The sequence below is a fragment of the Caballeronia insecticola genome (assembly GCF_000402035.1).
GTDB classification, from domain to species: domain Bacteria; phylum Pseudomonadota; class Gammaproteobacteria; order Burkholderiales; family Burkholderiaceae; genus Caballeronia; species Caballeronia insecticola.
Genome location: NC_021294.1, coordinates 940,969 through 967,201 on the forward strand (window position 1 = coordinate 940,969; position 26,233 = coordinate 967,201).

25 protein-coding genes are annotated in these 26,233 nt (G+C 62.7%); 14 read left to right on the forward strand and 11 right to left on the reverse strand.

Features of this window, described 5'->3' with window-relative positions; genetic code table 11:
* Positions 1 to 93 precede the first annotated feature (93 nt).
* Together BRPE64_RS18490 and BRPE64_RS18495 are read left to right on the forward strand one after the other, a co-directional pair.
* On the forward strand, positions 94 to 831 hold the full coding sequence (locus tag BRPE64_RS18490; RefSeq protein WP_044042761.1) for an ABC transporter substrate-binding protein: 738 nt from the start codon (positions 94 to 96) through the stop codon (positions 829 to 831).
* An 11-nt stretch (positions 832 to 842) separates the two neighbouring features.
* Positions 843 to 1,277, forward strand: coding sequence for a GNAT family N-acetyltransferase (locus BRPE64_RS18495; RefSeq protein ID WP_016355038.1), 435 nt, complete (start codon positions 843 to 845; stop codon positions 1,275 to 1,277).
* 87 nt (positions 1,278 to 1,364) lie between these two features.
* Here the strand turns inward: BRPE64_RS18495 and BRPE64_RS18500 are convergent, their stop codons facing one another.
* Positions 1,365 to 2,054, reverse strand: coding sequence for a DJ-1/PfpI family protein (locus BRPE64_RS18500; RefSeq protein ID WP_016355039.1), 690 nt, complete (start codon positions 2,052 to 2,054; stop codon positions 1,365 to 1,367).
* 118 nt (positions 2,055 to 2,172) lie between these two features.
* Here BRPE64_RS18500 and BRPE64_RS18505 point away from each other — a divergent pair, with 118 nt between their 5' ends.
* From BRPE64_RS18505 to pqqA, 3 genes are all read left to right on the forward strand, one after another.
* The gene (locus tag BRPE64_RS18505) at positions 2,173 to 3,174 is read left to right on the forward strand and encodes a GlxA family transcriptional regulator (RefSeq protein WP_016355040.1); all 1,002 of its coding nucleotides are present in this window, start codon (positions 2,173 to 2,175) and stop codon (positions 3,172 to 3,174) included.
* Positions 3,175 to 3,343: 169 nt separating this feature from the next.
* A complete protein-coding gene (locus BRPE64_RS18510) occupies positions 3,344 to 6,265 on the forward strand; it encodes a sensor domain-containing phosphodiesterase (protein WP_016355041.1) in 2,922 nt (973 codons plus the stop codon).
* Between the two features lie 303 nt (positions 6,266 to 6,568).
* Complete coding sequence (gene pqqA / locus BRPE64_RS32935; RefSeq protein ID WP_008353049.1) at positions 6,569 to 6,643, forward strand: pyrroloquinoline quinone precursor peptide PqqA; 75 nt, start codon at positions 6,569 to 6,571, stop codon at positions 6,641 to 6,643.
* A gap of 144 nt (positions 6,644 to 6,787) precedes the next feature.
* Here pqqA and BRPE64_RS18520 read toward each other — a convergent pair whose 3' ends face one another.
* The 8 genes from BRPE64_RS18520 to ehuR all read right to left on the reverse strand — a co-directional run bounded on the left by BRPE64_RS18520 (position 6,788) and on the right by ehuR (position 16,114).
* On the reverse strand, positions 6,788 to 8,206 hold the full coding sequence (locus tag BRPE64_RS18520) for an aspartate aminotransferase family protein (RefSeq protein WP_016355042.1): 1,419 nt from the start codon (positions 8,204 to 8,206) through the stop codon (positions 6,788 to 6,790).
* Between the two features lie 46 nt (positions 8,207 to 8,252).
* Positions 8,253 to 9,731, reverse strand: coding sequence for an NAD-dependent succinate-semialdehyde dehydrogenase (locus tag BRPE64_RS18525; RefSeq protein ID WP_016355043.1), 1,479 nt, complete (start codon positions 9,729 to 9,731; stop codon positions 8,253 to 8,255).
* Between the two features lie 150 nt (positions 9,732 to 9,881).
* Entirely contained in the window at positions 9,882 to 10,361 is a 480-nt protein-coding gene (locus tag BRPE64_RS18530; protein ID WP_044042762.1) for an Lrp/AsnC family transcriptional regulator, read from the reverse strand.
* Positions 10,361 to 11,386: a N(2)-acetyl-L-2,4-diaminobutanoate deacetylase DoeB gene (doeB, locus tag BRPE64_RS18535; protein ID WP_016355045.1), complete on the reverse strand. Its 1,026-nt coding sequence runs from the start codon at positions 11,384 to 11,386 to the stop codon at positions 10,361 to 10,363. The genes BRPE64_RS18530 and doeB overlap by 1 nt, the downstream gene beginning before the upstream one ends.
* Positions 11,387 to 11,390: 4 nt before the next feature.
* Positions 11,391 to 12,608: an ectoine hydrolase DoeA gene (doeA, locus tag BRPE64_RS18540; protein WP_044042457.1), complete on the reverse strand. Its 1,218-nt coding sequence runs from the start codon at positions 12,606 to 12,608 to the stop codon at positions 11,391 to 11,393.
* 11 nt (positions 12,609 to 12,619) lie between these two features.
* Positions 12,620 to 13,630, reverse strand: a complete 1,011-nt coding sequence (locus tag BRPE64_RS18545; RefSeq protein ID WP_016355047.1) for a cyclodeaminase — start codon at positions 13,628 to 13,630, stop codon at positions 12,620 to 12,622.
* A gap of 4 nt (positions 13,631 to 13,634) precedes the next feature.
* Complete coding sequence (gene eutB, locus BRPE64_RS18550; RefSeq protein WP_016355048.1) at positions 13,635 to 14,600, reverse strand: hydroxyectoine utilization dehydratase EutB; 966 nt, start codon at positions 14,598 to 14,600, stop codon at positions 13,635 to 13,637.
* 80 nt (positions 14,601 to 14,680) lie between these two features.
* Entirely contained in the window at positions 14,681 to 16,114 is a 1,434-nt protein-coding gene (gene ehuR, locus BRPE64_RS18555; RefSeq protein WP_173405465.1) for a MocR-like ectoine utilization transcription factor EhuR, read from the reverse strand.
* Positions 16,115 to 16,312: 198 nt separating this feature from the next.
* On the opposite strand from ehuR, the gene ehuB reads away from it, so the two are divergent.
* The 6 genes from ehuB (at position 16,313) to BRPE64_RS18585 (ending at position 21,510) form a co-directional block, all read left to right on the forward strand.
* A complete protein-coding gene (gene ehuB, locus BRPE64_RS18560; RefSeq protein WP_051180464.1) occupies positions 16,313 to 17,167 on the forward strand; it encodes an ectoine/hydroxyectoine ABC transporter substrate-binding protein EhuB in 855 nt (284 codons plus the stop codon).
* 50 nt (positions 17,168 to 17,217) lie between these two features.
* Positions 17,218 to 17,901 (forward strand): ectoine/hydroxyectoine ABC transporter permease subunit EhuC, encoded by a 684-nt coding sequence (ehuC, locus tag BRPE64_RS18565; protein ID WP_173405466.1) that lies wholly within the window; start codon positions 17,218 to 17,220, stop codon positions 17,899 to 17,901.
* Positions 17,898 to 18,566 carry an ectoine/hydroxyectoine ABC transporter permease subunit EhuD gene (ehuD, locus tag BRPE64_RS18570; protein WP_016355052.1) on the forward strand — a complete coding sequence of 223 codons (669 nt, stop codon included), beginning with the start codon at positions 17,898 to 17,900 and terminating at the stop codon, positions 18,564 to 18,566. The genes ehuC and ehuD overlap by 4 nt, the downstream gene beginning before the upstream one ends.
* A 73-nt stretch (positions 18,567 to 18,639) precedes the next feature.
* The gene (gene ehuA, locus BRPE64_RS18575; RefSeq protein ID WP_044042763.1) at positions 18,640 to 19,464 is read left to right on the forward strand and encodes an ectoine/hydroxyectoine ABC transporter ATP-binding protein EhuA; all 825 of its coding nucleotides are present in this window, start codon (positions 18,640 to 18,642) and stop codon (positions 19,462 to 19,464) included.
* A gap of 75 nt (positions 19,465 to 19,539) precedes the next feature.
* A complete protein-coding gene (locus BRPE64_RS18580) occupies positions 19,540 to 21,102 on the forward strand; it encodes an FAD-dependent oxidoreductase (RefSeq protein WP_016355054.1) in 1,563 nt (520 codons plus the stop codon).
* Positions 21,103 to 21,120: 18 nt separating this feature from the next.
* Complete coding sequence (locus BRPE64_RS18585; RefSeq protein ID WP_016355055.1) at positions 21,121 to 21,510, forward strand: DUF3175 domain-containing protein; 390 nt, start codon at positions 21,121 to 21,123, stop codon at positions 21,508 to 21,510.
* 65 nt (positions 21,511 to 21,575) lie between these two features.
* Here the strand turns inward: BRPE64_RS18585 and BRPE64_RS18590 are convergent, their stop codons facing one another.
* On the reverse strand, positions 21,576 to 21,767 hold the full coding sequence (locus BRPE64_RS18590) for a hypothetical protein (protein WP_016355056.1): 192 nt from the start codon (positions 21,765 to 21,767) through the stop codon (positions 21,576 to 21,578).
* Between the two features lie 142 nt (positions 21,768 to 21,909).
* Between BRPE64_RS18590 and BRPE64_RS33470 the strand changes: the two genes are divergently transcribed.
* The 3 genes from BRPE64_RS33470 to BRPE64_RS18600 are packed head-to-tail and all read left to right on the forward strand — an operon-like array spanning position 21,910 to position 23,948.
* Complete coding sequence (locus BRPE64_RS33470) at positions 21,910 to 22,077, forward strand: hypothetical protein (RefSeq protein WP_173405467.1); 168 nt, start codon at positions 21,910 to 21,912, stop codon at positions 22,075 to 22,077.
* Positions 22,078 to 22,133: 56 nt separating this feature from the next.
* On the forward strand, positions 22,134 to 23,453 hold the full coding sequence (locus BRPE64_RS18595; protein ID WP_016355058.1) for a PQQ-dependent sugar dehydrogenase: 1,320 nt from the start codon (positions 22,134 to 22,136) through the stop codon (positions 23,451 to 23,453).
* Entirely contained in the window at positions 23,454 to 23,948 is a 495-nt protein-coding gene (locus BRPE64_RS18600) for a hypothetical protein (protein ID WP_016355059.1), read from the forward strand.
* A gap of 7 nt (positions 23,949 to 23,955) precedes the next feature.
* On the opposite strand, the gene BRPE64_RS18605 is transcribed toward BRPE64_RS18600, so the two are convergent.
* Positions 23,956 to 26,169, reverse strand: coding sequence for a hybrid sensor histidine kinase/response regulator (locus BRPE64_RS18605; protein WP_016355060.1), 2,214 nt, complete (start codon positions 26,167 to 26,169; stop codon positions 23,956 to 23,958).
* Between the last annotated feature and the right edge of the window lie 64 nt (positions 26,170 to 26,233).

Consider the following 26,233-nt stretch of genomic DNA (forward strand, 5'->3'; position numbering starts at 1 on the left):
TTTGCCAGACCGGTTGTGGTTCGCGTATTCTGCATCCAATCGCGCATCTCGCCACGCCGCGCGCCACGCGCCTTCAATCAACCGATGGAAGCCATGACTCTCTCCTCTACCTTGCAGGACGCCTTCGCGCCGACCGGCACGTTGCGCGCATCGATCAATCTCGGCAATCCGATCCTCGCGCATCGCACGGACAGCGGCGAACCGGGCGGCGTATCCGTGGATATCGCGCGGGAACTCGCGGCGCGTCTTCGCGTGCCCGTCGCGTTCACCGCGTTCGAAACCGCCGCAAAGTCGGTGGAAACCGTCACGAACGAAGCCGCCGACGTCGGCTTCTTTGCAATCGATCCGTTGCGCGGCGCGGGCATTGCGTTCACCGCGCCTTATGTGCTGATCGAAGGCTGCTATCTCGTGCGCGACGCCTCGCCGCTCGTCAGCAACGACGAAGTGGATCGCGAGGGCAATCGCATCATGGTGGGCCAAGGCAGCGCGTACGATCTCTTTCTCACGCGCGAAATCAAGCATGCGCAGATCGTGCGCACGGAGCTGTCGCAAACGGTGGTCGAGGCTTTCCTGCGCGATAACCTCGAAGTCGCGGCGGGCGTCAAACAGCAACTCGAAGCCGATGCCGCGCGCACGCCCGGCGTGCGCCTGCTCGACGGGCGCTTCATGGTGATCCAGCAGGCGATGGGCTTGCCGAAGCCTCGCGGCGACGAGGCGGCGAACTTTCTGCGCGCGTTCGTCGAGGACGTGAAGCGCTCCGGGTTTGTCGCGGATGCGCTCGCGCGCCACGGCATCAAGGGCGCATCGGTGGCGCCGGCCGCGCAGACCTGAGCGAGCATCACATGAGCGCGAACGATGCAGGTCATTTCACGCTTGCGGTGACCGACTGGATCGACGCATCGTTCGAGCGCGACGTATCCGGCGGCCTCGCCGCGTTCAATCGCGCGCAGCTCGGTCCGAGCCATCAGCGCGATCTCGCCGTGTCGGTGTATCGCGGCGACGACTTCGTCGGCGGTCTGGCGGGCTATACGGCGTGGGACTGGCTATTCGTCAAATGGCTATGGATTCACGAAGACGCACGCGGCCTCGGCTTCGGCGGCCGCGCGCTGGAGGCCGCCGAGCACGAAGCGCAAAAGCGCGGCTGCCGCGCGGCGTGGCTCGACACCATTAATCCCGCGGCACGCGCGCTTTACGCGCGCTGCGGGTACGAGGTTTTCGGCGAAATCGCCGACTTTCATGCGGGGCAGTCACGCTATTTCATGCAGAAGCGTTTCTAATGCTGCTTGCATGTCGGCGCATGCGGCCTCGCCGTTGGCATTTTGCATTACGCATGTGTAAGACCAAACGGCATGACGCATTTTGCATTACGCATGCAGTTTCAAACGCTCGGCGACGCGCGCCGTGATCGCGCCGCGCGCCGCGAGCGATGCCGCCGAACGCTCGCGCACGTCGTTCAGCACGGCGGCCGGCGCGCGATCCGGATCGCCCGAATCGAACGGCGGCGCGGGGGCGTATTCCATCTGCAGCTGAATCGCCTGCGCCTCGTGCTCGCCGACGAGTTCCGCCGCCAGCGTCAACGCGAAATCGATGCCCGCCGTGATGCCGCCGCCGGTCAGCAAATTGCCGTCGCGCACCACGCGCGCGTGCACCGGAATGGCGCCGAGTTCGGCGAGCAGCGAGTGAAATGCCCAGTGCGTCGTCGCGCGTTTGCCGCGCAGCAGCCCCGCCGCGCCGAGCACGAGCGAGCCCGTGCAGACCGACGTCACATAACGCGCGTCTGCCGCCTGCCGGCGCAGGAAGGCGAGCGTCTCCTCGTCTTCCATCAGATCGCCGACGCCAGCGCCGCCCGGCACGCAGATCACGTCGAGCGCCGGGCAATCGGCGAAGGTGGCGTCGGGCGTCAGGATCATGCCGGCGCTCGATTTCACAGGCTCGCCCGTCTTCGCAACGAGGTGCACTTGCGCGTCGGCCATGTGCGCGAATACGTCGTACGGGCCGGTCATGTCGAGTTGCTGAACGCGCGGAAACAGCAGCAGGCCGATATGCAGCGTCATCTTGGGCTCCTTGAGTCGGTCAATCGTTGGCAGTGGACGAACCCATGCTACGCCGCTACCCTATGGCGAAGTTGACACATAACCCACGTTTTCCGCCAATATCGCCGGAAGTACCGATATGCACACCGAGACGCCCCGCACCGTCGATATCCTCGCCTTCCCCGACGTCCAGTTGCTCGACGTCGCCGGGCCGCTGCAGGTTTTCGCCACCGTCAACGATCTGGCGACGGCAGCGGGCATGCCGCGGCCGTACCGCCCGCGAGTGATCGCGCGCGAAGGCACCGTGACGGCATCGGCGGGACTCGGCGTCGTCGCGCACACGCTGCCCGATGCGAGCGAGGCGTGCGACACGCTGATTGTCGCGGGCGGCTGGGGCGTTCACGAGGCCGTGCGCCAGACCGATCTCGTCGACTGGGTGCGCGCACGCTCGACCCACGCGCGCCGCACGGCCTCGGTGTGCACCGGCGCGTTTCTGCTCGCGTCGGCGGGTCTGCTGGATGCCCGCCGCGCCGTCACGCACTGGACGCGTTGCGACGAACTCGCGGCACGCTTTCCGGCGGTGCGCGTCGAGGCCGATCCGATCTTCATCCGCGACGGCGACGTATGGACTTCCGCCGGCATCACGGCGGGCATCGATCTGTCGCTCGCACTCGTCGAAGACGATCTCGGCCGCGCGGTCGCGCTCGAGGCGGCACGCCAACTGGTCGTGTTCCTGAAGCGGCCCGGCGGGCAGGCGCAGTTCAGCGCGGCGCTGTCGCTGCAAAAATCCGGCGAGCGTTTCGGCGAACTGCACGCATGGATTGCCGAAAATCTCGCGACGGATCTGTCGATCGGCGTGCTGGCCGGGCGCGTCGGCATGAGCGAGCGCAGCTTCGTACGCCATTACCGCGCGCAAACCGGCACGACGCCCGCGCGCTCGATCGAACGCATGCGGCTGGAAGCCGCGCGCCGCCTGCTCGGCGATACCGCCCTGCCGGTTAAACGCGTCGCCGCGCGCTGCGGCTTCGGATCCGAAGAGACGATGCGGCGCGGCTTCCTGCGCGCGCTCGGCGTTTCGCCGCAGGCCTATCGCGAACGATTCACCGGTCATCCGTCCACCGGCGCCGCTCAAGCGAGATAGATACGCCATGCGCGGCGGGTTTTTTTGTCCTGCGTCCTCAAGGCTGTAAGCTGCCTGCCGTTAGCCCGTTAAGAACGTTTTGCTTGCGACGCGCGCTGCACGCATGGCGCGCGCGCATGTCGCCGAATGAGAACCGTCCGCCGAGGCGGCCCTATGGCCTGGAGCGCCGATGAACGTGTATTCCGCGTACGACGCGCCGGTTGGCCGCGCGACTGCGATCGAAGCTGCAACCGTAACGGCAATGGAAGAAGAGACCTTGACAAGCGGCGCGCCGTCGATCGACGCCCTGTTGCGCCAGGCCGCCGCAGCGGGCTGTCCACAGCAATGGGCGTGGTATCGCGCGGGCGAGCAGTTGCATCTGGAGCGACGCGGCGATGCCCCGTTGCCCGATGGACGCGCGTGGCCGCACAGCATCGCCGAGGAACGGCTCGCCGAATCGTGCGCCGCGCATGGCTGGCATGGCTGGCCGACCGGGCGCGGCGAGAGCGTGCTCGGCTGGCTGCTCGCGCCCGCCGGGCATTGCGACGACCTTCATCTCGCCGAACTCGCACGCACGCTGGGCGAACGTCTGCAAGCCGACGCCCTCGCGCGCGCGCAGCTCACGCAACGCGTGCTTTACGAAATCTCGTATCTGGCAAGCTCGGTGCCCGAGCGCGCCGATTTTCTGCGCGGCGTGCATGAACGGCTCGGCACGCTGATCGACGCGGAGAACTTCTATCTCGCGCTCTACGATCGCAAGACGGGCAAGATCACGTATCCGTATTACGTCGATGTGATCGATACCGATGTCGTCGCTGCTGAAAACTACGACATCCTGAATCCGGCACGCCTGTCGATGACGGGTCAGGTGCTGACGAGCGCGCAGCCGCTTTTCATCACGGCAGCGGACATTTGCGCGGCCGAGCGCGACGGCCGCTTCTATTGCATCGGCGATCGTCCCGAGTTCTGGATGGGCGCGCCGCTCAAGAATGCCGCCGACGAAGTCTTCGGCATGCTGGCGATGCAGGTCTACGATGTGTCGCGCATCTATACCGCCGAGGACCGCGCGCTGTTTCTCGTCGTCGCGCGTCACGTGGCGATGGCGCTCGACCGTATCCTGCACCGCGCCGATCTCGAAGAGCAGGTCGCGCGGCGCACCTCCGAACTGTCGAAGCTCAACACCGCCTTGCGTCATGGCATTGCGGAGCGCGAGCGGTCCGAGCATTTGCAGGCGGCGCTGTATCAGATCGCGGAACTGTCGAGCCGCCCCGGCGACATGATGGAGTTTCTGCGCAGCCTGCATGGCATCGTCGGCGAACTGCTCTATGCGCGCAACTTCTATATCGCGCTGTTCGAGACCGACACGGGCGAAGTATCGTTTCCGTATTACGTCGATGAGATCGTGCAGGAACGGCCCGCGCCACGACGCGCCAAGCGTGGCCTGACCGAGTACGTGATCCGTGAGCGGCGTGCGCGGCTCATCGATCATCAGGAAGCGCTGCGACTGATCGAGGACGGCGCGTTCGAGATCGAGCACAGCGAAGTGCGTCTGCGTTCGTGGCTCGGCATTCCGCTCTTCGATGGCGATGTCGTACGCGGCGTGCTCGCCGTGCAGAGCTACTCGCCGCTCGTGCGCTATTCGTTGCGCGATCAGGAACTGCTCACGTTCGTATCGCGCCATATCGACACCGCACTCTCGCGCCGCCGCGACGCCGAAGCACTGCACGCCGCGAACCTCGAACTCGAAGCGCGCGTGCAGGCCCGCACGCGCGAACTCGACGACGTCAACGCGCGCTTGCTCTACGAGAACTCGCACGATTCGCTTACCGGCCTGCCCAATCGCAGCCATCTGATGCAGCGGTTGCGCTGCGCATGGAAGGACTATCAGACGCGCGGCGACGAGCTTTCCGTGATGTTCATCGACCTCGATCGCTTCAAGGTCGTGAACGACAGTCTCGGCCATCACTTCGGCGACATGCTGCTCGTGCAGGCGGCGGCGCGTTTGCGCGACTGCCTGCGTTCGAGCGATTTACTCGCGCGTCTGGGCGGCGACGAGTTCGCCGTGCTCTCGCCAAATGCGCCGGTACGCGATGCCGTGTCGATCGCCAAGCGCATTCTGGCCGCCTTCGATCTGCCGTTTCATATCGAAGAACATGTAGTGTTCTCGTCGTGCAGCATCGGCATTGTGAGCGCGGACAGCCAGTTTCATACCGAGCCCGCCGATCTCCTGCGCGATGCCGATACCGCGATGTATCGCGTGAAAAACGCGGGCCGCGACAGCTTCGTCGTGTTCAATCAGGAACTGCGACGTCAAGTGTCGGACCAGGTGGAACGCGAAGGCGCGCTGCGCAATGCAATGAAACGCGACGACGAACTGCTGCCCTACTTCCAGCCGATCGTCGATGTGGAGAGCGGCGAAGTGGTCGCGCTCGAGGCGCTCATTCGCTGGCGTCAGTCTGATGGACGCATCGTCGGGCCGGGTGAATTTTTGCCGTCGGTCGAGGGCTTGAGACTCATCGGCAGGCTCGATCTGTATATGCTCGAACGCGTCGCCGCGATACTTTCCAACGCGCGCTTTGCGCATTGGCCGCCAGTGCATGTGAACTGCTCCAGCTACAGCATGACGCGCCCCGAATTCGCCGACGATGTGCTGGCGCTGTTGCGGCGTTATCGTGTTTCGCCGTCGCGTGTGTGTCTTGAGCTGACGGAAGGCGCGCTCGTCGCCGAACCCGATCTCGCGCGGCGCACGATGCAGCGTCTTGCTGATAACGGCATGTCCGTCGTACTCGACGACTTCGGTGCGGGTTTTTCTTCGCTGAGTTACGTGCATCAATATCAGTTCACGGGCCTGAAGATCGACAAGTCCTTTATTCTGGAATTGACCGAAAGCCCGCGCAGCCGCGCCATTGTGCGTGCGATCGTGCGCATGGCCGAGTCGCTCGATCTGACGCTCGTGGCGGAAGGCGTCGAAGATGCCGCGACGCTTGCCGTTTTGCGTGAAATGGGCGCCGCGCAGGCGCAAGGCTATTTCTTCGACAAGCCCTTGCCGATCGATGCGCTGACGCGCGCCTCGCTAGCGCCGCGTGCTACCACGATAAGCGCCGCGCTCTGACACGCTTTATCGTTGTAAGCATCTTTTATCTGATCAATTGACGCCAAGAAAAATATCGAGGGTAATCCCTTAAACAAACGGTCCTGACGAAATCCGTGCAAAGCCTGACGATTCCAAAAACGGCCTTGGGCGCTATAAATAAATTAAATGAGCGAACAGGCAAATTCCAATCGTGCAATGCTTGAACTCGCGTTAGGATTAAAGGGCGTCGAATTGGGGGCGCGGCTTTGCACGGCGCTAGTCTGGAAGAATCCGCGCAACGACCTGGCATCCGTCCGGTTGTTCATTGCACAAGGAGGCTCTATGAAGTGGGAAACCCCGAGTTTCACCGATATGCGCTTTGGCTTTGAGATCACGATGTACATTGCCACGCGTTAAGCGGGAAGCATCAGCGCAAAGTATGCAAGACGGCCGCAAGCAGCGGCCGTTTTGTTTTTTAAGGCGGATTTCTTTAGCGCGTGCCCAAATATGAAAAAGAACCCGCATTTCTACGGGTCTTCCCTTGCGCCGGTTTAAATAATCTCAAATTGCCTGAGTCGAAAGCGCCGAGCCGATCACTTCACTCGCCACCGCATCCACCGCCTGCTTGACGATGCCGACAATCTCATCGACTTCGCTACGCGTGGTCACGAGCGGCGGCGCGAAGCCGAGGATATCGCCGTGCGGCATCGCCCGCGCAATCACGCCGCGCTCGAGCACCGCCGCCGATACCTTCGGGCCCACCTTGAGTGCGGCATCGAACGGCTTGCGGTCGTCCTTGTCGGCCATGAATTCGAGCGCCGCCAGCATGCCCGCGCCGCGCACTTCGCCGACCAGCGGATGCGCATCGAACGCGGCGTGCAGTTGTTGCTGCAAGTACGCGCCGACATCGGCGGCATTCTGCGTCAGGTTCTCGCGCTCCAGAATGTCGAGATTGGCAAGGGCCGCGGCCGCGCAGATCGGATGGCCCGAGTACGTCCAGCCGTGACCCATCGGACCGAATTCCTGCGAGCCTTTGTCGACCACGTCCCACACCTTCTCGCCGACGATCACGCCTGACAGCGGCGCATAGGCGCTCGTCAGCCCCTTGGCGACGGTGATGAGGTCCGGCTTGATGCCGAAGTGCTGCGCGCCCATCTTCGAGCCGAGACGGCCGAAACCGCACACGACTTCATCGGAGATCAGCAGGATGTCGTGCTTTCTGAGCACGTCCTGAATGGCTTCCCAATAGCCTTGCGGCGGCGCAATGATGCCGCCCGTGCCCATCACCGGTTCGGCGATGAAGGCCGCGATCGTATCCGCGCCCTCCTTGGCGATGAGCTTCTCCAGTTCTTCCACGCAATACGCGGTGAATTGCGCTTCGCTCATGCCGACCGGCGCCTTGCGATACCAATGCGGGCAAACGGTGTGCTTAACGCGATCGACAGGCAGATCGAAGTTCTGATGAAAGCTCGGCAGGCCGGTCAGGCTGCCCGTTACGATGCCCGATCCGTGATAACCGCGCTCGCGTGAAATGATTTTCTTCTTGTTCGGACGCCCGAGCACGTTGTTGTAGTACCAGACGATCTTGATCTGCGTTTCGTTCGCATCCGACCCCGACATGCCGTAGTACACCTTCTTCATGCCTTCGGGCGACCAGTCGATGATGCGCGACGACAACTCGATGATCGTATCCGTCGAGTGGCCGACATACGTGTGATAGTAAGCGAGCTTCTTCGCCTGCTCGTAGATCGCGTCGGCCACTTCGGTGCGGCCATAGCCGATGTTCACGCAATACAGGCCCGCAAACGCATCGATATAGCTTTTGCCCTGATGATCCTCGATACGAATGCCCTTCGCGCCGGTGACGATCTTGCCGGGCAACGCGCCGCTCGCGTGATCGTGTGCGTGCGTGGACGGGTGCATGAAGTGCGCGCGGTCTTCGTTGAACAATTGTTCGAGCGATTGCTTTTGCTGCGTCATGTGCTTCTCCTTGATTCGGTGAGGCGTGTCTCTGAGATTGATTCGTTCAGGCCGCGCTCGAAAGCGGCAGGCCCAGATTGCCGAGGCAAAAGTATTTCGTTTCGACGAAAGGCTCGAAGCCTTCCGCACCGCCTTCGCGGCCAAGGCCCGATGCCTTCATGCCGCCGAACGGAATCGGCGCGCCGGTGAACTTCACGCCATTGACCGACACCATCGCGAAGTCGAGACGCCGCACGAGTTGAAAGATGGTGTCGATGCGCGTCGCGCAGACATAGGCGGCGAGGCCATATTCCGTGTCGTTTGCGCGCGCGACGGCTTCGTCGAGCGTATCGAACGGCGAGATCGCGGAGATCGGCGCGAAGTTCTCTTCGTCATAGATACGCATGCCCGCTTTGGCATCGGCGACGACCGTCGGTTCGAAGAACCAGCCGCCTAACGCATGCGGATTGCCGCCGACCGTAATGCGCGCGCCTTGCGCTCTTGCATCTTCCACGCGCGCAAGCGTTGCATCGAATGCGGCCTGATGCATGAGCGGCCCGATATCGACGTTCGTCTCGAATGCGTTACCTACCTTAAGCGACCGCACCGCTGCCGTGTAGCGTTCGACGAACGGCTCATACAACGCACGCGCGACGAGAATGCGATTAGCGGCACAGCAATCCTGCCCCGACGTCTGAAACTTGGCGCCCACTGCGATGCGCACGGCCTGTTCCAGGTCCGCGTCTTCGGTCACGATGAAAGGCGCATTGCCGCCGAGTTCCAGCGCGAGCTTCTTGATGCCCGCTTGCGCCGCCGTCTTTGCAACGAGTCCGCCCACGCGCGTGGAACCCGTGAAGCTGACGGCACGTACACGCGTATCGCCGACGAGCGTTTCCATCGCCATGTGCGGCTCGCCGATCACGACGTTGAACACGCCCGGCGGAAAGCCCGCTTCTTCCGCGAGCTGTGCAAGCGCAATCGCCGAGAAAGGCGTTTCGTGCGCGGGCTTCACAATCACGGTGCAACCTGCTGCAAGCGCGGCCGCGGCCTTGCGCGTGATCATCGCAACAGGGAAATTCCACGGCGTAATGAGCGCGGCAACGCCGACGGGTTCCATCACCGTGCCGAGATGCGCGCCGTCGATATGCGTGGGAATCGTGCGTCCTGCAAGGCGTTTCGCTTCGTTGGCGAACCATTCGACGAAGCTCGCCGCATAGGCTATTTCGCCTTTGGACTCGGCAAGCGGCTTGCCTTGCTCAAGCGACAGGATGCCAGCAAGATCCGCCTGATGTCGCATGATGAGTTCATGCCAGCGCAGCAGCAGCGCACTGCGCTTTTGTTGCGGCATCCAGCGCCACGACTGAAACGCGCGCTCGGCGGAATCGACTGCGCTCACGATCTGCGCGCGGTCGAGCATCGGCACATGACCGATGACCTTTTGATCGGCGGGATTGGTGACGGCAATCGATGCGGCGCTGTCGCTATGGACCCAGCGGCCGTCGACATAGCAAAGCGATTTGAAGAGAACGGGATGACCGAGCTGCATGTTTGTCTCCAGAACATGTATGTAATTCGATGCATCCACTTTAAGGCTCATGCGGCTCGCGAATTTTTCGTTATGGCGCTTGGACGTTTATGTTTTTTCTGTTCCGCGGACTGTGCTACAGAACTTTTTCGCGCGCGAGGAACGATGCGTTCAGACGGCTTCATCGGCCCAGTCAGGCGGCCCTTCGGCTACGTTCTTGACGACCTTCGTCACGATATACGTGAAGTACCGTTCGATGCCGAGTTCCTCGACGAGCAGCGAATCGATGAAGCGCTGATAGTGATCGATGTCGCGCGACACCACATGCAGCACGTAATCCACGCCGCCGCCGGTCGCATAGCACTGCACGATTTCCGGCGCCGCGTTCACGCGCTCTTCGAAGCGCCGCATGTCCTGCGCGGTATGACGCGACAGCGTCACCTCCACGACGATACGGCTGCCCTTGAAGGCAGCCATCCAGTCGATCTCTGCGCGATAGCCTTTGATGAGCCCGCAGTCTTCGAGCTTCTTCACGCGCTCCCATGCCGGCGAAATCGACAGATTGACCTCTTCCGCCAGGCGCGATTTCGTCATGCGGCCATCCCGCGCGAGAATGCGCAGAATCGCCAGATCGTAGCGGTCGAGCCTGATCACGCGCGGCCCACGGCGATATTACGTTCGACGATATCCGCGACCACGGCCACGGTATCGCCCATCTGCACGAGGCCCGGAAAATGCCGCGCCGCAAGCAGTCCGTCGCGCTTCGCACGATAGTCAACGGGCGTGGCGCCCGTGCGCGTCATGTCGTACACGCGAGCGAGCACATCGCCGGCCTTGACCATGTCGCCGAGATCGCGGCACATTTCCAGCAGACCCGTATGTTCGCTCGTCGTGTAGCAAGAGCCATCGGGCATGTCGAGCAGCGTCGTGGTGCGCGCTTCGCCTCGCGTCGCCGGTTGTTCGATCACGCCGGCATACGCGAGAAAGCCGTGCACGCCGCGCTCCGCGATCGCGACGCTCTTCGCCGTCGATGAACCGCCGCCGCCGAGTTCCGTCGATACGAACACCTTGCCCGCTTCTTCCGCCGCGCTGTCGTAGAGACCGACGCTGTCGAGTTCGAGCATACGCATCGAATACGGCGCGCCGAATGCGCGCATCGCGGCTTCGCAACGCGCTTGCTGCGTTGCATCGCTTAGCACGTGGCTGGCCGCGAACGGCACGAAGTCGAGCGTGCGGCCGCCCGCGTGAATGTCGAGCACGTAGTCCGCGAGCGGCAACAAATGACGCTGGAAGTAATCCGCGATCTTTTCCGTCACGGTGCCGTCGGGCTTGCCGGGAAAGCTTCGGTTCAGGTTGCCTGCATCGAGCGGCGACGTGCGCGTACCCGCGCGAAACGCCGGGTAATTCATGAACGGCACGATGATCACGCGGCCGTTCACCTCGCTCGCTTTCAATGTGGATGCGAGCTTCGCAAGCGCGATCGGCCCTTCGTATTCGTCGCCGTGATTGCCGCCCGTGAGCAGCGCGGTGGGACCCTCGCCGCGTTTGATCACGGTGACGGGAATCATCACGGCGCCCCATGCGGAATCGTTGCGCGAGTAGGGCAACTTGAGGAAGCCGTGCTGTTCTCCATCGGCGTCGAAATCGACGGTCGGGCTGATCGGTGACGCGCGCATCGTGCTACTCCTTCACGAACAATTTGCGAGGCGTGTTGCAGAAAGTCTCGACGCCGGTGTCCGTAATCAGAATGCTCTCCGTGATTTCGAGGCCCCAATCGTCGAGCCATAAGCCCGGCATGAAGTGAAACGTCATGCCGGGTTCGAGGACCGTCTGGTCCCCGGGACGCAGGCTCATGGTGCGCTCGCCCCAGTCCGGCGGATAACTCGCGCCGATCGGATAGCCGCAGCGGCTGTCCTTCTCGATTCCCGACTTGCGCAGCACCGCGAAGAACGCGTTCGCGATGTCTTCGGTCTTGTTGCCCGGCTTCGCAGCGGCCAGGCCCGCTTCGATGCCTTCCACGACAGCCTTCTCTCCATCGATGAAATGTTGCGGCGGCTTGCCCAGATACACCGTGCGCGATTGCGGGCAGTGATAACGCCTGAAGCATCCCGCGATCTCGAAGAACGTGCCTGCATTCGCGGTGAATGTCGAATCGTCCCATGTGAGATGAGGCGCGGCGGCATCGGAACCGGTCGGCAGCAACGGCACGATCGCCGGATAATCGCCGCCATAACCTTCTACGCCCGTGATGCCCGCTTCGTAGATCTGCGCGACGAGATCGCTCTTCTTCATGCCGGGCTCGACCTGCTCGACAATGCGCGCATGCATCTTCTCGACGATGCGCGCCGCCACGCGCATATATTCGATCTCGCGCGCCGACTTCACCGCGCGTTGCCAGTTGACGAGCGCGGTCGCATCGACGAACTTCGCGCCGGGCAAGTGCTGCGTCAACGACGCATACGCCTTCGCGCTGAAGTAATAGTTGTCCATCTCCACGCCAATGCGCTTTTTATCCCAGCCACGCGCGGCGATAACTTCGGTAGAGAGGTAGTCCATCGGATGACGTACCGACGACTGCACGTAGTGATCCGGATAGCCGACGATATTGTCGTGCCGCATGAACACCGTGCGCTTCGCACCGTTCGCATCTTGCCCACGGCCGTACCACACAGGCTCGTCTTCCATTGCGAGCAGCACGCATTGATGCACGTAGAACGACCAGCCGTCGTAGCCGGTGAGCCACGCCATGTTGGTCGGGTCGGTCACGATCAACAGATCGATGCCTGCCTTCTCCATCGCGCGCCGCGTCTTCGCGATGCGCGCCTCGTATTCGCTGCGCTCGAACGGCAGGCGTACCACGGGCGCCTCGCTCCTTCTCTCTTGCAAGATTTCGGACATCGTCCCCTCTATCAAGCCGTCACATCGTTGTGGAAAATGGTTCCTGCCTGAGCCGCCCGCGCGCGCTGCACGGCAAGCGTCGCGATGGCGGTGTCCTGCGCGCCGGTGCCGGTCAGATCGCACACGGTCACTTCGTCGTCGTTTGCGCGGCCCGGCATCTGCTGCGCGATGACTTGTCCCAGTTCGGCGAAAGCGGCATCGTTAGCGATCACGCCCGCTTCTATCGCGTGATGCAGTTCGCCCAGCACGCGCACTTGCTGCAAGCGGTCGCACACGTAACGCGCATTCGCGAGCACATCCGGCGCGAGTTCATTCTTGTGTTCGGCGTCTGAGCCCATCGCCGTGATGTGCAAACCGGGATGCAGATCGCGTGCGTGAATCAAGGGCTCGCGGCTCGGTGTCGTCGTGATGGCGATGTCCGCGTGCCTGAGCGCGCGATGCACGCTGTCGGCGATTTCGCAACGCAGACCTTCGGCTTCGCAATCGCGTGCGTATTGCTGTGCCCGTTCGCGTTCGCGTGCATACACCGTCACATGATCGATGTCGCGCACGAGACGCAACGCCTTCAGTTGCAGACGCGCCTGCTCGCCCGCGCCGATGATCGCCACGCGCTTCGCATCCTTGCGCGCGAGCCAGCGCGATGCAACCGCGCCCGCTGCCGCAGTGCGCACGGCGGTGAGATAACCGCTGTCGAGCAACACGGCTTCGGTCAGGCCCGTACGTGCGGACAACACGAGCATCAGGCCATTGAGGCTTGGCAGACCAAGCGAGGGATTCTTGAAGAAGCCGGGGCTCACCTTGATCGCGAAGCTCGGAAAGCGCGGCAAATAAGCGGTTTTTACGTCGACTTCGCCCGCATGCTCGGGGATGTCGAGACGCAGGATCGGCGGCATCGCGACAGCTTCGGTCGCAAGCGATTTAAACGCGGCTTCGACCTGTTCGATCGCGTCGAGATCGAGCGGCACGAGTCGGCGCAGTTGCGCTTGCCCGAGCAATACCGTGGATTGATCGATAAAAGACATGGTTTCAGGCGGCTCCAATCAGGCGGCGATGCGTTTCGATATCGATGTTGCTGCCGCTCACGACAATGACGATCGGCCCGCCGCGCACGTCGATCGCGCCATCGAGCAAGGCCGCCATGCCGACTGCGGCCGCGCCTTCGACCACGAGCCGCTCTTCGCGATACGCATGCACGATGCCGCGCGCGATCGACACTTCGTCGAGCAACACGACTTCATCGATGAGTTCACGCGTCATCGCGAACGTGTGCCGGTTTTCCAGACCGATGCCGCCGCCGAGCGAATCGGCGAGCGTTTCGAGTTCATCGACGAACACGGGCTTGCCCGCTGCGAGACTCGCATGCATGGCCGCGCCGCGCTCCATGGAGACGCCGATCATCTTTATGTCGGGGCGGAGATTCTTTGCTGCAAACGCGACGCCGCTGAACAGGCCGCCGCCTGACAACGGCACGACGATGCTCGCCGTATCCGGCAGCGCTTCGAAAATTTCAAGGCCGATGGTGGCCTGCCCCGCGATCACGCGTTCATCATCGAAAGGCGGCACGAACGCATAACCTTCGTCGCGCACGAGTCGCTGTGCTTCGAGTTGCGCATCGTCCTGACTCTTTCCGCAGATGACCACACGCGCGCCGAGCGCGGCCACTGCATCGACCTTGTTCTGCGGCACGAGCGAAGACATACACACGGCCGCTTCGATGCCGAGCGAATGTGCCGCATGCGCGACAGCGCGGCCGTGATTGCCCGTCGATGCCGTGACCACACGCGTGCAGCCATCCGCGGCAAGTTGTGCGAGCGCATTCGTCGCTCCTCGCAACTTGAAGCTTCCGGTGGGCTGCAGCGTTTCGAGCTTCAGATGAACGGGCACGCCCGCGATGCGCGACAACGACGCCGACTGAACGAGCGGTGTAACGATCGCGCGCCCTTCGATGCGCTGGCGGGCGCGATAGACATCGGCGAGCGTGAGTGTGGACATGAGCGTCTGAGTGGCATATCGAGTAACGATGCAACCCAGTCTAATGTCCTAAAAAATCGTTTTCGATTGTCCTAGTTCATTTAGTTGAAGTCATGCACGTGCGGGAATTGCTCGAACACTTCGCGGATCGTCTGCACGGCCGTGCGGAACGTGTTCTCGCCGACTTCAGCGCCCACGCAAAGCCGCACCGCATTCGGCCGCACTGCGCCGCGCACGAGAAACGGATCCGGCGATGTCACCGCGATATTGCGATTGCGCAGTTCGCGCACGATGCGCTCGGCTTCCCATTCGTCGGGCACGCGCAGCCATGCAGATAACGCATTCGGATGCGAGCCGAGCACGTAATCGCTCAGCACTTCGCGCACGACGCGTTGCCGCGCCGCGAGCCGCTCGCGCTGAATCTGCACGAGCCGCTCGGCCGTGCCGTCCATGATCCAGCGCGCGGTGACTTCGGCAATCGGCGATGTCGCCATCCAACTGCTCACGCGCAGAACGCTCTCCGCGCGCAATGCGAGCCTGCGCGGCACCGTCATGAAGCCGGTACGCAAGCCGCTCAGCACGGACTTCGTCATGCTCGTGCAATAGAACGCCAGCTCCGGAATCAGGCTTGCAATGGGCGTTTGCGCTTTCGCGGGCAGCGCGCCGTAGACATCGTCCTCGATCACGTACACGCCATAACGCTCCGCAATACGCGCAATCGCGCGACGGCGGGAATCGGTCATCAATGCGACGGTCGGATTGTTCAGTGTCGGCGTGCAGACGAGTGCGCTCACACGCTCGCTGTCGCAGACTTCTTCGAAGTGCTCAGGGCGGATGCCGTGCTCGTCAATCTCAAGGCCTTTGAGCGTAAACCCCAGTACGTTCGCCGAGCCGATCACGCCGTGATCCGTGAGGCTTTCGCACAGCACGGTATCGCCCGGCCCGACAATCGATGCGAGCGCGAGAAAGATGCCGTGCGCCGCGCCGTTCGTAACGAGCAGCGTCTCCACGCTCGCCGGCATGTTGAGCGACGCGAGCCATGCGACACCCGCCTGCCGATGATGCTCGAAGCCCGCGATAGGCCGGAACGCGCGTATCCACGGCTGATCCTCGATGGTCGAGAGCGTCGCGCAGACCTTGCGCCACATCGCGTCATGCTCGGGCGTATGGACGATGCGCGCAATCGAGAAATCGACGACAGAGCGTTCGGCCGTATCCAGCATGTAATTGGACATGGTCTCGGTCACGCGCGCCGAGACGAAGCTGCCGCGCCCGACTTCGCAGCGGATCAGCCCTTGCCGTTCGAGTTCCTTGTACGCATTGGTGACGGTCTGCACGCTGATCGCAAGGTCCGCGGCAACTTCGCGCTGCGGCGGCAGACGCGCGCCTGAAGCGAGCGCACCGCTTTCGATATCGGCGGCCATCGCCTTCACGAGCCGCTTGTATTTGGATTGCACGCCTTGCACGGTGCGCACGGCGTCGCGCCATCGTTCATTCACTGAGTGGTTCCTCTTAAGCCGGATTGCATGCGCCATAGTGGCGCAAAAGCGCGCCTGAAAATAATTGTCCTAGAGCAATCGGAACAAATATATGGCTTTGTATTCTGCATTCGTGGCTGCGCTCCGAACCGCTGAAATGCCCTGCGGAATAAGGGTTTTCTCGGGCTCGCTCATATCGCGGCCAGCTAGCGCCTTAACCGACCACGCTTGAAAAACCATCACTACGGAAACGATATGAAGACGAAAAGACTGTCTGGAATGCTGGCAGCGGCGTGCGTCGCGGCGACGAGCCTTGTCGCCTACACCGCGAGTGCGAGCGCGGAAACCACGTTGCAGCGCATTCAACGCACCGGCGAGGTGCGCATCGGCTACGCGAACGAAACGCCCTTCGCCTATACGACGCCCGATGGCACCGTGACCGGCGAATCGCCCGAGATCGCGAAGAAAGTGTTTGCCAAGCTCGGCGTGAAAAAGGTCGATGCGGTGCTAACCGAATGGGGCGCGCTGATTCCGGGCCTCAAGGCCGGGCGCTTCGACGTGATTGCGGCGGGCATGTACATCACGCCGGAACGTTGCAAGCAAGTGGCGTTCGCCGATCCGCAATACCAGATTCCCGACACGCTGCTGACCATGAAAGGCAACCCGAAGAATCTGCACAGCTATGCCGATGTCGCCAAGCAACCGGACACGAAACTTGCTGTGATGGCGGGTACGGCAGAACTCGGCTATGCACGTCAGGCCGGTATCAAGGATGACCAGATTCTTCAGGTGCCGGATACCACCGCGCAATTGCAGGCCGTGCGCGCGCGTCGTGCAGATGCAGCCGTCGGCACTGCCTTGACGATGAAAGGGCTCGCCACGAAAGGCGGCGCTCAAGTGGAAGCGGTCAGCCAGTTCAACGACGACCCGAAACATACCGGCTATGGCGCGCTCGCGTTCCGTCCCGAAGATGCCGATCTGCGCGATGCCGTGAACAAGGAACTGCATCAGTGGCTCGGCACGGACGATCATATGAAGACGGTCGGCCCGTTCGGCTTCGACAAGACCAACCTGACGACGAAGAAAGCGCCTGAACTGTGCGCGGGTTAAGCGAAGCACGTTAGCGATGCGCAGCGTTCATCAACTTGCGAGGAAGCGTCATGAGTGACCTCAATGAGCTATTGCCCCTGATGATGAAGGGCACGCTCGTCACGATCCAGATCGCGGTCATCAGCATTCTGCTCGCGATCGTCATGGCGAGCGTTGCGACCGCGCTGCGCGCAGCGCCCTATCGCGTCGTGCGCTGGGCCGGCAACGTGTATGTCGAAGTGTTTCGCGGCACGTCGCTGCTCGTGCAGTTGTTCTGGCTCTTCTTCGTGCTGCCGCTGCCGCCCTTCAACGTGCAACTGACGCCCTTTACGGTCGCCATCGTCGGACTGGGGTTGCATTACGGCGCCTATGGCTCGGAGATTCTGCGCGGCGCGCTGCGTTCGGTGCCGGGCGGGCAATACGAAGCGGCGCTCGCGCTGAACATGCCGGCGTCGGCGCGGCTACGTCGCGTCGTACTGCCGCAGGCGATGATCAACGCGCTGCCGCCCGCAACCAACCTGATGATCGAGCTTATCAAAGGCACCTCGCTCGTCTCGCTGATCACATTGTCCGATCTCACGTTCCGCGCGCGCCAGCTCGACGAATCGACCTTCAAAACCGCGGAAATCTTCGGGCTTACGCTCCTCATTTACTTCGTGCTTGCGCAGGCGGTCGTCGCCGTGATGCGCGTGTTCGAGCGGCGCGTGAGCAGCCATGTCGCGGTTCGCCGCACCCTTCCGAGGGCCGCGTCATGACATCGCTCGGTCAGCTTTTCGATGTGAACTATGCGCTGCATATCCTGCCCGAACTCGCGCGCGCGGCGATCTATACCATCGGCATCACGCTCGTCGGCTTTGCGATTGCACTCGTGCTCGGCCTCGTGCTCGCGATCATGCGACGCAGCGAATTCGCGCCCGTCGCGAAGACAACCGCGCTCTTCATCGAGTTCATTCGCAGCACGCCGCTGCTGATCCAGGTCTATGTGCTGTTCTATGTCGCACCGCTGTACGGCCTCACGATGTCCGCGCTGACGGCGGGCACGCTGGGCATCGCGGTGCATTACGCGTGCTATGTGTCCGAGGTGTATCGCGCGGGACTGAACGGCGTCGCGCGCGGACAGTGGGAAGCGTCGTGCGCGCTGTCGCTTTCGCCGTGGCGCACCTATACCGGCGTGGTCTTGCCGCAGGCCATTCGTCCGGTGATTCCCGCGCTCGGCAACTACCTCGTCGCGATGTTCAAGGACACGCCGGTGCTTTCCGCGATCACTGTCGTCGAACTGATGCAGCAGGCGAAGAACATCGGCTCGGAAACGTTTCGCTATCTCGAACCGATCACGATGACCGGCATCTTCTTTCTCCTGATCAGCGTGACGTTCGCCTCGGGCGTGCGTCATCTCGAACGGCGCGTGAGGCTGCCATGATCGCGCGGCTTGTCACTTCAATCATATCGACCCCGCTGGACGGCGCACGGTAATGCAACTCGAGGAGCAGCAGATGAAACGAGATCTCGACCCCGCGCTCGGCGCTGCGGCGGAGCAGAACGCGAACACGCCGATGGTGCGTTTTCGCAACGTCACCAAACGCTATGGCGCGCTCACCGTGCTCGACGGCCTCGATCTCGATATCGCACGCAACGAGAAGGTGGCGATCATCGGGCCGAGCGGCTCGGGCAAATCCACGCTTCTGCGCGTGCTGATGACGCTCGATCCGCTGACTGACGGCGTGATCGAAGTGGATGGCGAGCCGCTCACGCACGAGATGCGCGGCGGCAAGCTCGTGCCCGCATCGCCGCGGCATGTGCGCGAGGTGCGCAGCAAGATCGGCATGGTGTTCCAGAGCTTCAATCTGTTCCCGCACATGACGGCGCTGCACAACACGATCGAAGCGCCCATGAGCGTGCTCGGCATGTCGAAGAAGGAAGCGACCGAGCGTGCGCGCGAATTGCTCTCGCTCGTCGGACTGTCGGAGAAGTGCGATCACTATCCGTCGCAGTTATCGGGCGGGCAACAGCAGCGTGTGGCCATTGCACGCGCGCTCGCGATGCGCCCGAAGATCATGTTGTTCGATGAAGTGACTTCGGCACTCGATCCCGAACTGTGCGGCGAAGTGCTCAACGTGATACGCAGGCTCGGCGCGGAGCATGACCTCACGATGTTGATGGTCACGCACCAGATGGGCTTCGCGAAGGACTTCGCCGATCGAGTGTGTTTCTTTTCGCAGGGCAAGATTATCGAGCAGGCGCCGCCGCAACAGTTCTTCTCCGCGCCGCAGCATGAACGCACGAAGCAGTTTCTGCGCGCTGTGACGGAAGCGCTCTGATCGGCTTTAAGCGCGCGGTCCGATAATTGCTGCCCGCTTTCCGTATGGCGAGTGCTTTAGCCAACGGAGAATGCGATGTCCCCCACCCTGCATAAAGTCGCGCGCTTTGCGGACCTGTCCGCCGAGCGCGGCACGCGCGTGCGCGTTCAAGGCGACGACAAAGACGCAAAAGAAATCCCTATTCTGCTGATCCGCGACGGCGATGCCGTGCGCGCCTATACCGCCGATTGTCCGCACGCGGGCGGCCCGCTCGAAGAAGGCGCAATCTGCAACGGACGCATCGTGTGCCCATGGCATAAGGGCACGTTCGACGTGCGCGACGGAAGTCTCGTCGAGCCGCCGCCATTGAAAGCACTGACACGCTACGACGCATCGATCAAAGACGGCGATGTCTATGTGTCCTTGCAGCCCGTCGAGGACAGCGCGCCTGCAGCAACGTCGCCGGGCAAAGACAAGACCATGCTGATCGTCGGCGCGGGCGCGGCGGGTGCGGCGGCATGTGCCGCGTTGCGTGAAGCGGGCTTCGATGGACGCATCGTGCTTGCCGGTAATGATGCGCGCGAGCCGTACGATCGCACGTCGCTCAGCAAGTTCACGCTCGCCGGCGACCTGCCGCCCGACGACGTGCCGCCGCTGCTCGATCCCGACTTCTTCGAGAAGCACGCTATCGACCGTATCGAATCGCAAGCCGTGAGACTCGATGCAAAGGACAAGCACGCCGAACTCGCCGATGGCACGAAGATCGATTACGATGCCGCGCTCGTCTGCACGGGCGGCACGCCGAAAACGCTCCGCATTCCCGGCGGAAATCTCCAACATGTTCATCTCTTGCGCACTCGCGACGATGCCCGCGCGATCCTCGCCTCGCTCGAAGGACGCAAGCGCGTCGTGATCGTTGGCGCGAGTTTCATCGGCATGGAAGTGGCTTCTTGTCTGAGGAAGCGCAAACTGGATGTGACCATCGTCGCGCCGGGCAAAGTGCCTTTCGCGAAGCAGTTCGGCGAGCGCATCGGCGAAATGTTCAAGCGGCTGCATGAGAAGAACGGCGTCGTGTTTCGTATGAATGCGCGCGTCAGTGCATTGCGCGGCGGCAATGCCGTGCGCGAAGTGTTACTCGAATCCGGCGAGAAGATCGCGGCGGATGTGGTGATCGCGGGAACGGGCGTCGAACCGGCGACTCATTTCCTGTCGGGTGTCCCGCTCGAAGACGACGGCGGCCTGACCGTCGACTCCGGCATGCTTGCCGCGCCCTCGCTCTACGCAGCCGGCGATATCGCGCATTTCCCGCTGCCGCACGCAGATGCAAGCGTTCGCATCGAACACTGGCGCGTGGCGCAACAGCATGCGCGCGTCGCCGCGTATAACATGGCTGGCAGTGCGCGCACTTATGACGGCGTGCCCTATTTCTGGACGTTTCACTACGACAAGACGTTCGATTATCTCGGGCACGTGAAGGAACCGGACAGCATCGAGATCGACGGCGATCTGAACGCGCAGCACTTCATCGCCTATTTGATGAAGGATGCGCGCGTAGGCGCGGTGGTCGCGTGCGAATACGACACCGCTGTGTGCCGTCTCGCCGAAGCGATGCGCGAACCGTTGACGCTCGATGAAGCGCGGCGCATCGCGAACGCGTGAGCGCAACGAGGACCCAGCATGGCAACGACCCGCAAAACCACGAAGACGTCAGCGCGCAAAACGTCCGGCGGCAAGCGTCCCAGCACGCGGCAACGGCACGCGCTTGCCGGCAACCGCAAGAAGCCGGCGCGCAACGCGCATCGCTGGTCGCATCACGTCATGGAAACGAGCGACGCGATGGACATTCAACGCGACATCTTCAAAACCGGCAGCGCGCAGGAAATCGCCGATTCGCTCAAGCGTTCATCCACGCGCAGCACGCGTCGCAAAGGCTCGCCGTTTCAATCGGCGATGTCCATGCTCAACTTCTATATCAATCGCGCGGGACGCAATCTGCCGAAGTCGCGCAAGAGCACGCTGGAACGCGCGAAGAAGCGCTTGCGCGAAGCATTCGGCCGCAAGCCTTGAATAAAAAAGCGGCCCCGCTCAAGCGAGGCCGCGCGCGTTACCTGTATGCGACTACTTCAAGACGATCAAGGCTGACGCTGTCCATCCTTCTGCTGCGGCGTGGACTGATTCGGCTGCTTCTGGCCGCCCTGCTGATCCTGCTGCGGCTGTCCCGGTGACTTCTCTTGCTGGCCGGGCTGCCTGTTGGATTGATTCGACTGTTCCGATTGATTCGGCGTCGACGGTTGGCTACCGGTTTGCTTCTGATTTCCGCTCATGAGTTCCTCCTTGCAAGGTCATGAAGCCGCGGCTCTCGCCGCGCAATCCTATGCGCATTACGCGTACCCGCTCGGCACGGCTCGCGAAGAGGAACATTGCTTGCTTGATCAAACAGCACCCGCTCAAACGAAGGAGACGGCAATGGCACAGGAACCTCCCCTCAATCCCGGCGATGAAGCCGATCCCGGTGTCCCCGGCACGGGCGAAGACCTATGCCCCGATTGCAACGGCTCCGGCAAGCGCGACAGCGCCGAGTGCGCAACGTGCGCCGGCACGGGCATGGTGACGCAAGGCATCGGCGGCGGCTGATCGCTTCGATGTGCATGAATGGATGTCGTCGCCTTCATAATCGTCAGGAGCCACGCTTGAACATTCAGTCGAAGCATCTTGCGCGCGCAGGCGCCATCGCGCTGCTGCTGGCAAGCGGCGCTGCACTCGCCGACGATTACGCCCCGGGATTCGGCCCTAATCCGACGTTGCCCGCACCGCACAAATCGCTGATGCCGACGGTCAACATCGCGCGGGCCAAGCCGTGGAAGCAAGGCGAACAACCCGAGTCTCCGGCGGGCTTCAACGTGACCGCGTTTGCCTCGGGCCTCGAACATCCGCGCTGGCTCGCGACGCTGCCCAATGGCGATGTGCTCGTCGCCGAAAGCAACGCCCCGGAACCGCACGACGAAAACGCCGGCATCAAGGGCTTCGTGATGAAAAAGATGCAGAAGCGCGCGGGCGCTGGGGTGCCAAGCCCGGATCGTATCGTGCTGCTGCGCGATGCGGACGGCGACGGCATCGCGGAGACGCGCAGCGTGTTCATCGACGCACTGCATTCGCCCTTCGGCATGGCGCTCGTCGGCGATGATCTCTACGTTGCCGACACCGATGCGGTCATGCGCTTCAAGTACGAACCCGGCGCGACGCAAATCACGACGCCCGGCGAAAAGTTCATGGACCTGCCCGCCGGTCCGATCAATCATCACTGGACCAAGAACATCATTGCGAGCCGCGACGGCAAGAAGCTGTACGTGTCCGTCGGCTCGAACAGCAACGTGGCCGAGAACGGTATCGACGCGGAGAACGGGCGCGCGGCGATCATGGAAGTGGACATCGAGACAAAGCAGTCGCGGCTCTTCGCAACGGGTCTGCGCAATCCGAACGGCATGTCGTGGCAGCCGCAAAGCGGCGCGCTCTGGACAGTTGTGAACGAGCGCGATGAACTCGGCAACGAACTCGTGCCCGACTATCTGACTTCGGTGAAAGACGGCGCTTTTTATGGCTGGCCCTACAGCTATTACGGTCAGCATGTCGACGACCGTGTAAAGCCGCAACGCGACGATCTCGTGCAAGCGGCCATTCCGCCCGACTATGCACTCGGCGCACATACGGCCTCGCTCGGCCTCACGTTCTACGACGGCCAGGCGTTTCCCGAGCACTATCGAAACGGCGCGTTCATCGGTCAGCATGGCTCGTGGAATCGCAAGCCTAGAAGCGGCTACAAGGTCGTATTCGTGCCCTTCGATAACGGCAAGCCCGCAGGACCGCCGGAAGACATCCTGACAGGCTTCCTTTCGTCCGATGGTCATGCACGCGGCCGGCCCGTCGGCGTGGCCGTGGATCGCACGGGCGCGCTTCTCGTCGCCGACGATGTCGGCAATGCCGTGTGGCGGGTCGCGCCCGCCGCGAAGTAAATGGCCGCGCGCAAGCCTAAGCGCGGCCCACCGAGCCTCTTCGCGCTGGCGGAGCGGCAGATCGTTGGCTTATACGATGCCGGCGTGATGTCGCCCGCGGTGCTGCATCAAGTAGTCGCGGCGTTCGCGGAGAGCGGCATCGACTGGAACGAAAAAGGCGCACTGAAAACCGTGGACGGTCGCAGCGTGCAGGAAGCGGTCGTTATCGTCATGATGCCGGGGCGCGCGCTCAGAAGCGCGCAGAAGGACTTCATCTCGGTGGTCGAGCATCTGGCGGGCGCGCAGGCATCCGTTAAGAGCGACGTCGAAGAAGAGACAGAAGCAGAGAGCAACGAAGAAGACGAAGACTTGCTGAACCAGCTCGGCGGCAATAGTTCGCGTTCGAATTCGCGGGCCGTCAAGAAGCGCGCGCCGGACGAGCCGAAAGAAGCGAAGCGCGCCGCGTTCAATCCGCTGGTCGGTGCGCGCGCGTTGCCGGGAAACGCGAAGCGTTGATGCGCGTTCAGTGCGGCACGCCCGGCGCGATGAGGTCGACGAGATCGTCCATGTCGAATGGCTTGGCAAGGATCGGCACGCCGAGATGCTTCGCGCGTTCGAGTTCATCGGCGTAACCCGTCATCAGCACGAGTCGTTGTGACGGCAGGCGCTTCAGTATCTGCTCCGCCAGATCGATGCCGTTCATGCGGCCCGGCATCTGCACATCGGTGAGCACGAGATCGAAGCCATAGCCTTCGCCGAGCAGCGCGAACGCGGCATCCGCGCTTGTTTCGTGATGCACCGCGCAGCCGAATACTTCGAGCACGGCCACGACGCCCGCCGCGACATCCGCGTTGTCTTCTACCAGCAGCACCGACATGCCGCGCAACGGCTGCTCGCCATTGCCGATTGCGTGCGCCGTTTGCAGCGTCGGCGCGAGCGGTTGCGTGACGGGCTCGGGCGGCGCGCAAACCTTCGGCGTTTCACGCACCGGCCGATGTTGACGCGGCAGGTAAAGACGAACGGTCGTGCCCGCGCCCGCCACACTCGTGATGCGCGCGGTGCCGCCTGCCTGTTCGCACGCGGCCAGCACTTGCGTGAGACCGAGGCCCGTGCCCGCGCCCTGTTCCTTGGTCGTGAAGAGCGGCTCGAATGCACGTCGCAAGGTTTGTTCGTTCATGCCCTCGCCATTGTCGGTCACGGAGATGAGCACGTACTCGCCATCGGGGATATCGGTTTCCGCGCCGCGCACGCGCGCATTGCGGCAACGGATCACGACGCGGCCGCCATACGGCATCGCCTCGCTCGCATTCACCGCGATATTCACGAGCGCGAGTTCCAGTTCGACGGGATCAGCCATCACGCGCCATAAATCGGGCGACAGTTCGAGCGTCATCGACACGGAAGGACGCACCGATGTTTTCAACAATTCGAGCACGCTGCGCAACCACACGGCGGGATCGATCGATTCCTGTTTGAGCGGCTGCTTGCGCGCCACGCTCATCAAACGCCGCGCAAGCGCTTCGGCGCCGGCGGTCGCGCGCTCCACCGCGAGCACTTCGCTTTCGACGCCGTTGAAGCGCTTGCGGCGCGCCAGTTCCATGTTCGATGCCACGACCATCAGCAGATTGTTGAAGTCGTGTGCAACGTTCGCGACAAGATTGCCCAGCGCGCCCATGCGGCGCAAATGACGGCTCGATGCCTCGACGGAAAGACGCGTCGCGACTTCGGCCTGCCAGCGTTCCCACGCGGCCTGCTCGGCGTTGAGGCGGCGAATCGAGAAGGCGATCAGCAGCCACACGGCGATGCACGGCATCAGCGCAATTGCTGCAGCCATCGCGAGATTGCCGCGCCAGCGCGTGTAAATGGCGGATACCGCATAGCCTGTCGAGACATAGAGCGGATAGTCGCCCACGCGGCGAAATGCGAGCAATCGCTCGACATGATCGATGCTCGAACTCATCCGCATGCGGCCGTAGAGTTCATTGTTCCGGAATGCGTTGGTAAAGGGCGTGTTCGTTGCAACCTGCGCGTTGTCCTTGCTGGCGGGATAACGCGCGAGCGCGCCGCCATCACGCCGATAAAGCCCGATGACGACCGCGCGATCGCCCGCTGCAAGCTCGCGATAGAAGTCGACGAAATAGCCGCGCTTCAACGCAATCGACACGACGCCGAGAAACTGCCCTTCGCGGCCGATGCGGCCCATCGTCGTTGTGAAAACGTCGGAGCGTGCCACCTTGCCACGCAGAGGCAACGAAAAGTAGGTGACGGGGGCGACCGCGCGCGCGGACTGAAAGTCGTCGCGCTCGGAAATCGTTACGGGCGGCGCCGGATAGTAGCGGCTGTTCGCGAGCAACCCGCCGCCTTCGCCGAACACGGAAATCGCGGCGATCTGCGCGAGCGTGCTGTCCATGTCCTCGAGCGTGCGGTGCAGCGCTTCTTCGCGATTGCGGATGGCGCTGTCGTCGCTGTCGCCGAGCATGTCGCCGATACGCATCTCCAGCTGTTGATTCAGGTCGATGACCTTGAGCGCGTGCTCATCCACCACGCGCGTGAGACGCTCGGTCAGTTCATCCGCATCGGCGAAACGGCGCTGCAGATCGTAGTAACCGTAGATGCAAAGGCATGCGAGCGGAATGACGATCGACGCCGCCAGCACGAGCAGCAGCATCTTTCGCATCGAGGCGAAATTGCGCGCGGGCAACGGCAGATCGAATGTCGCGGTCTCGGTGGAGTCCAAGCGTCGCGCCTCCGGGGATGTCGACCGGCATATCGTAACCGCTGCGGGCAGCGTGACGTGTGCC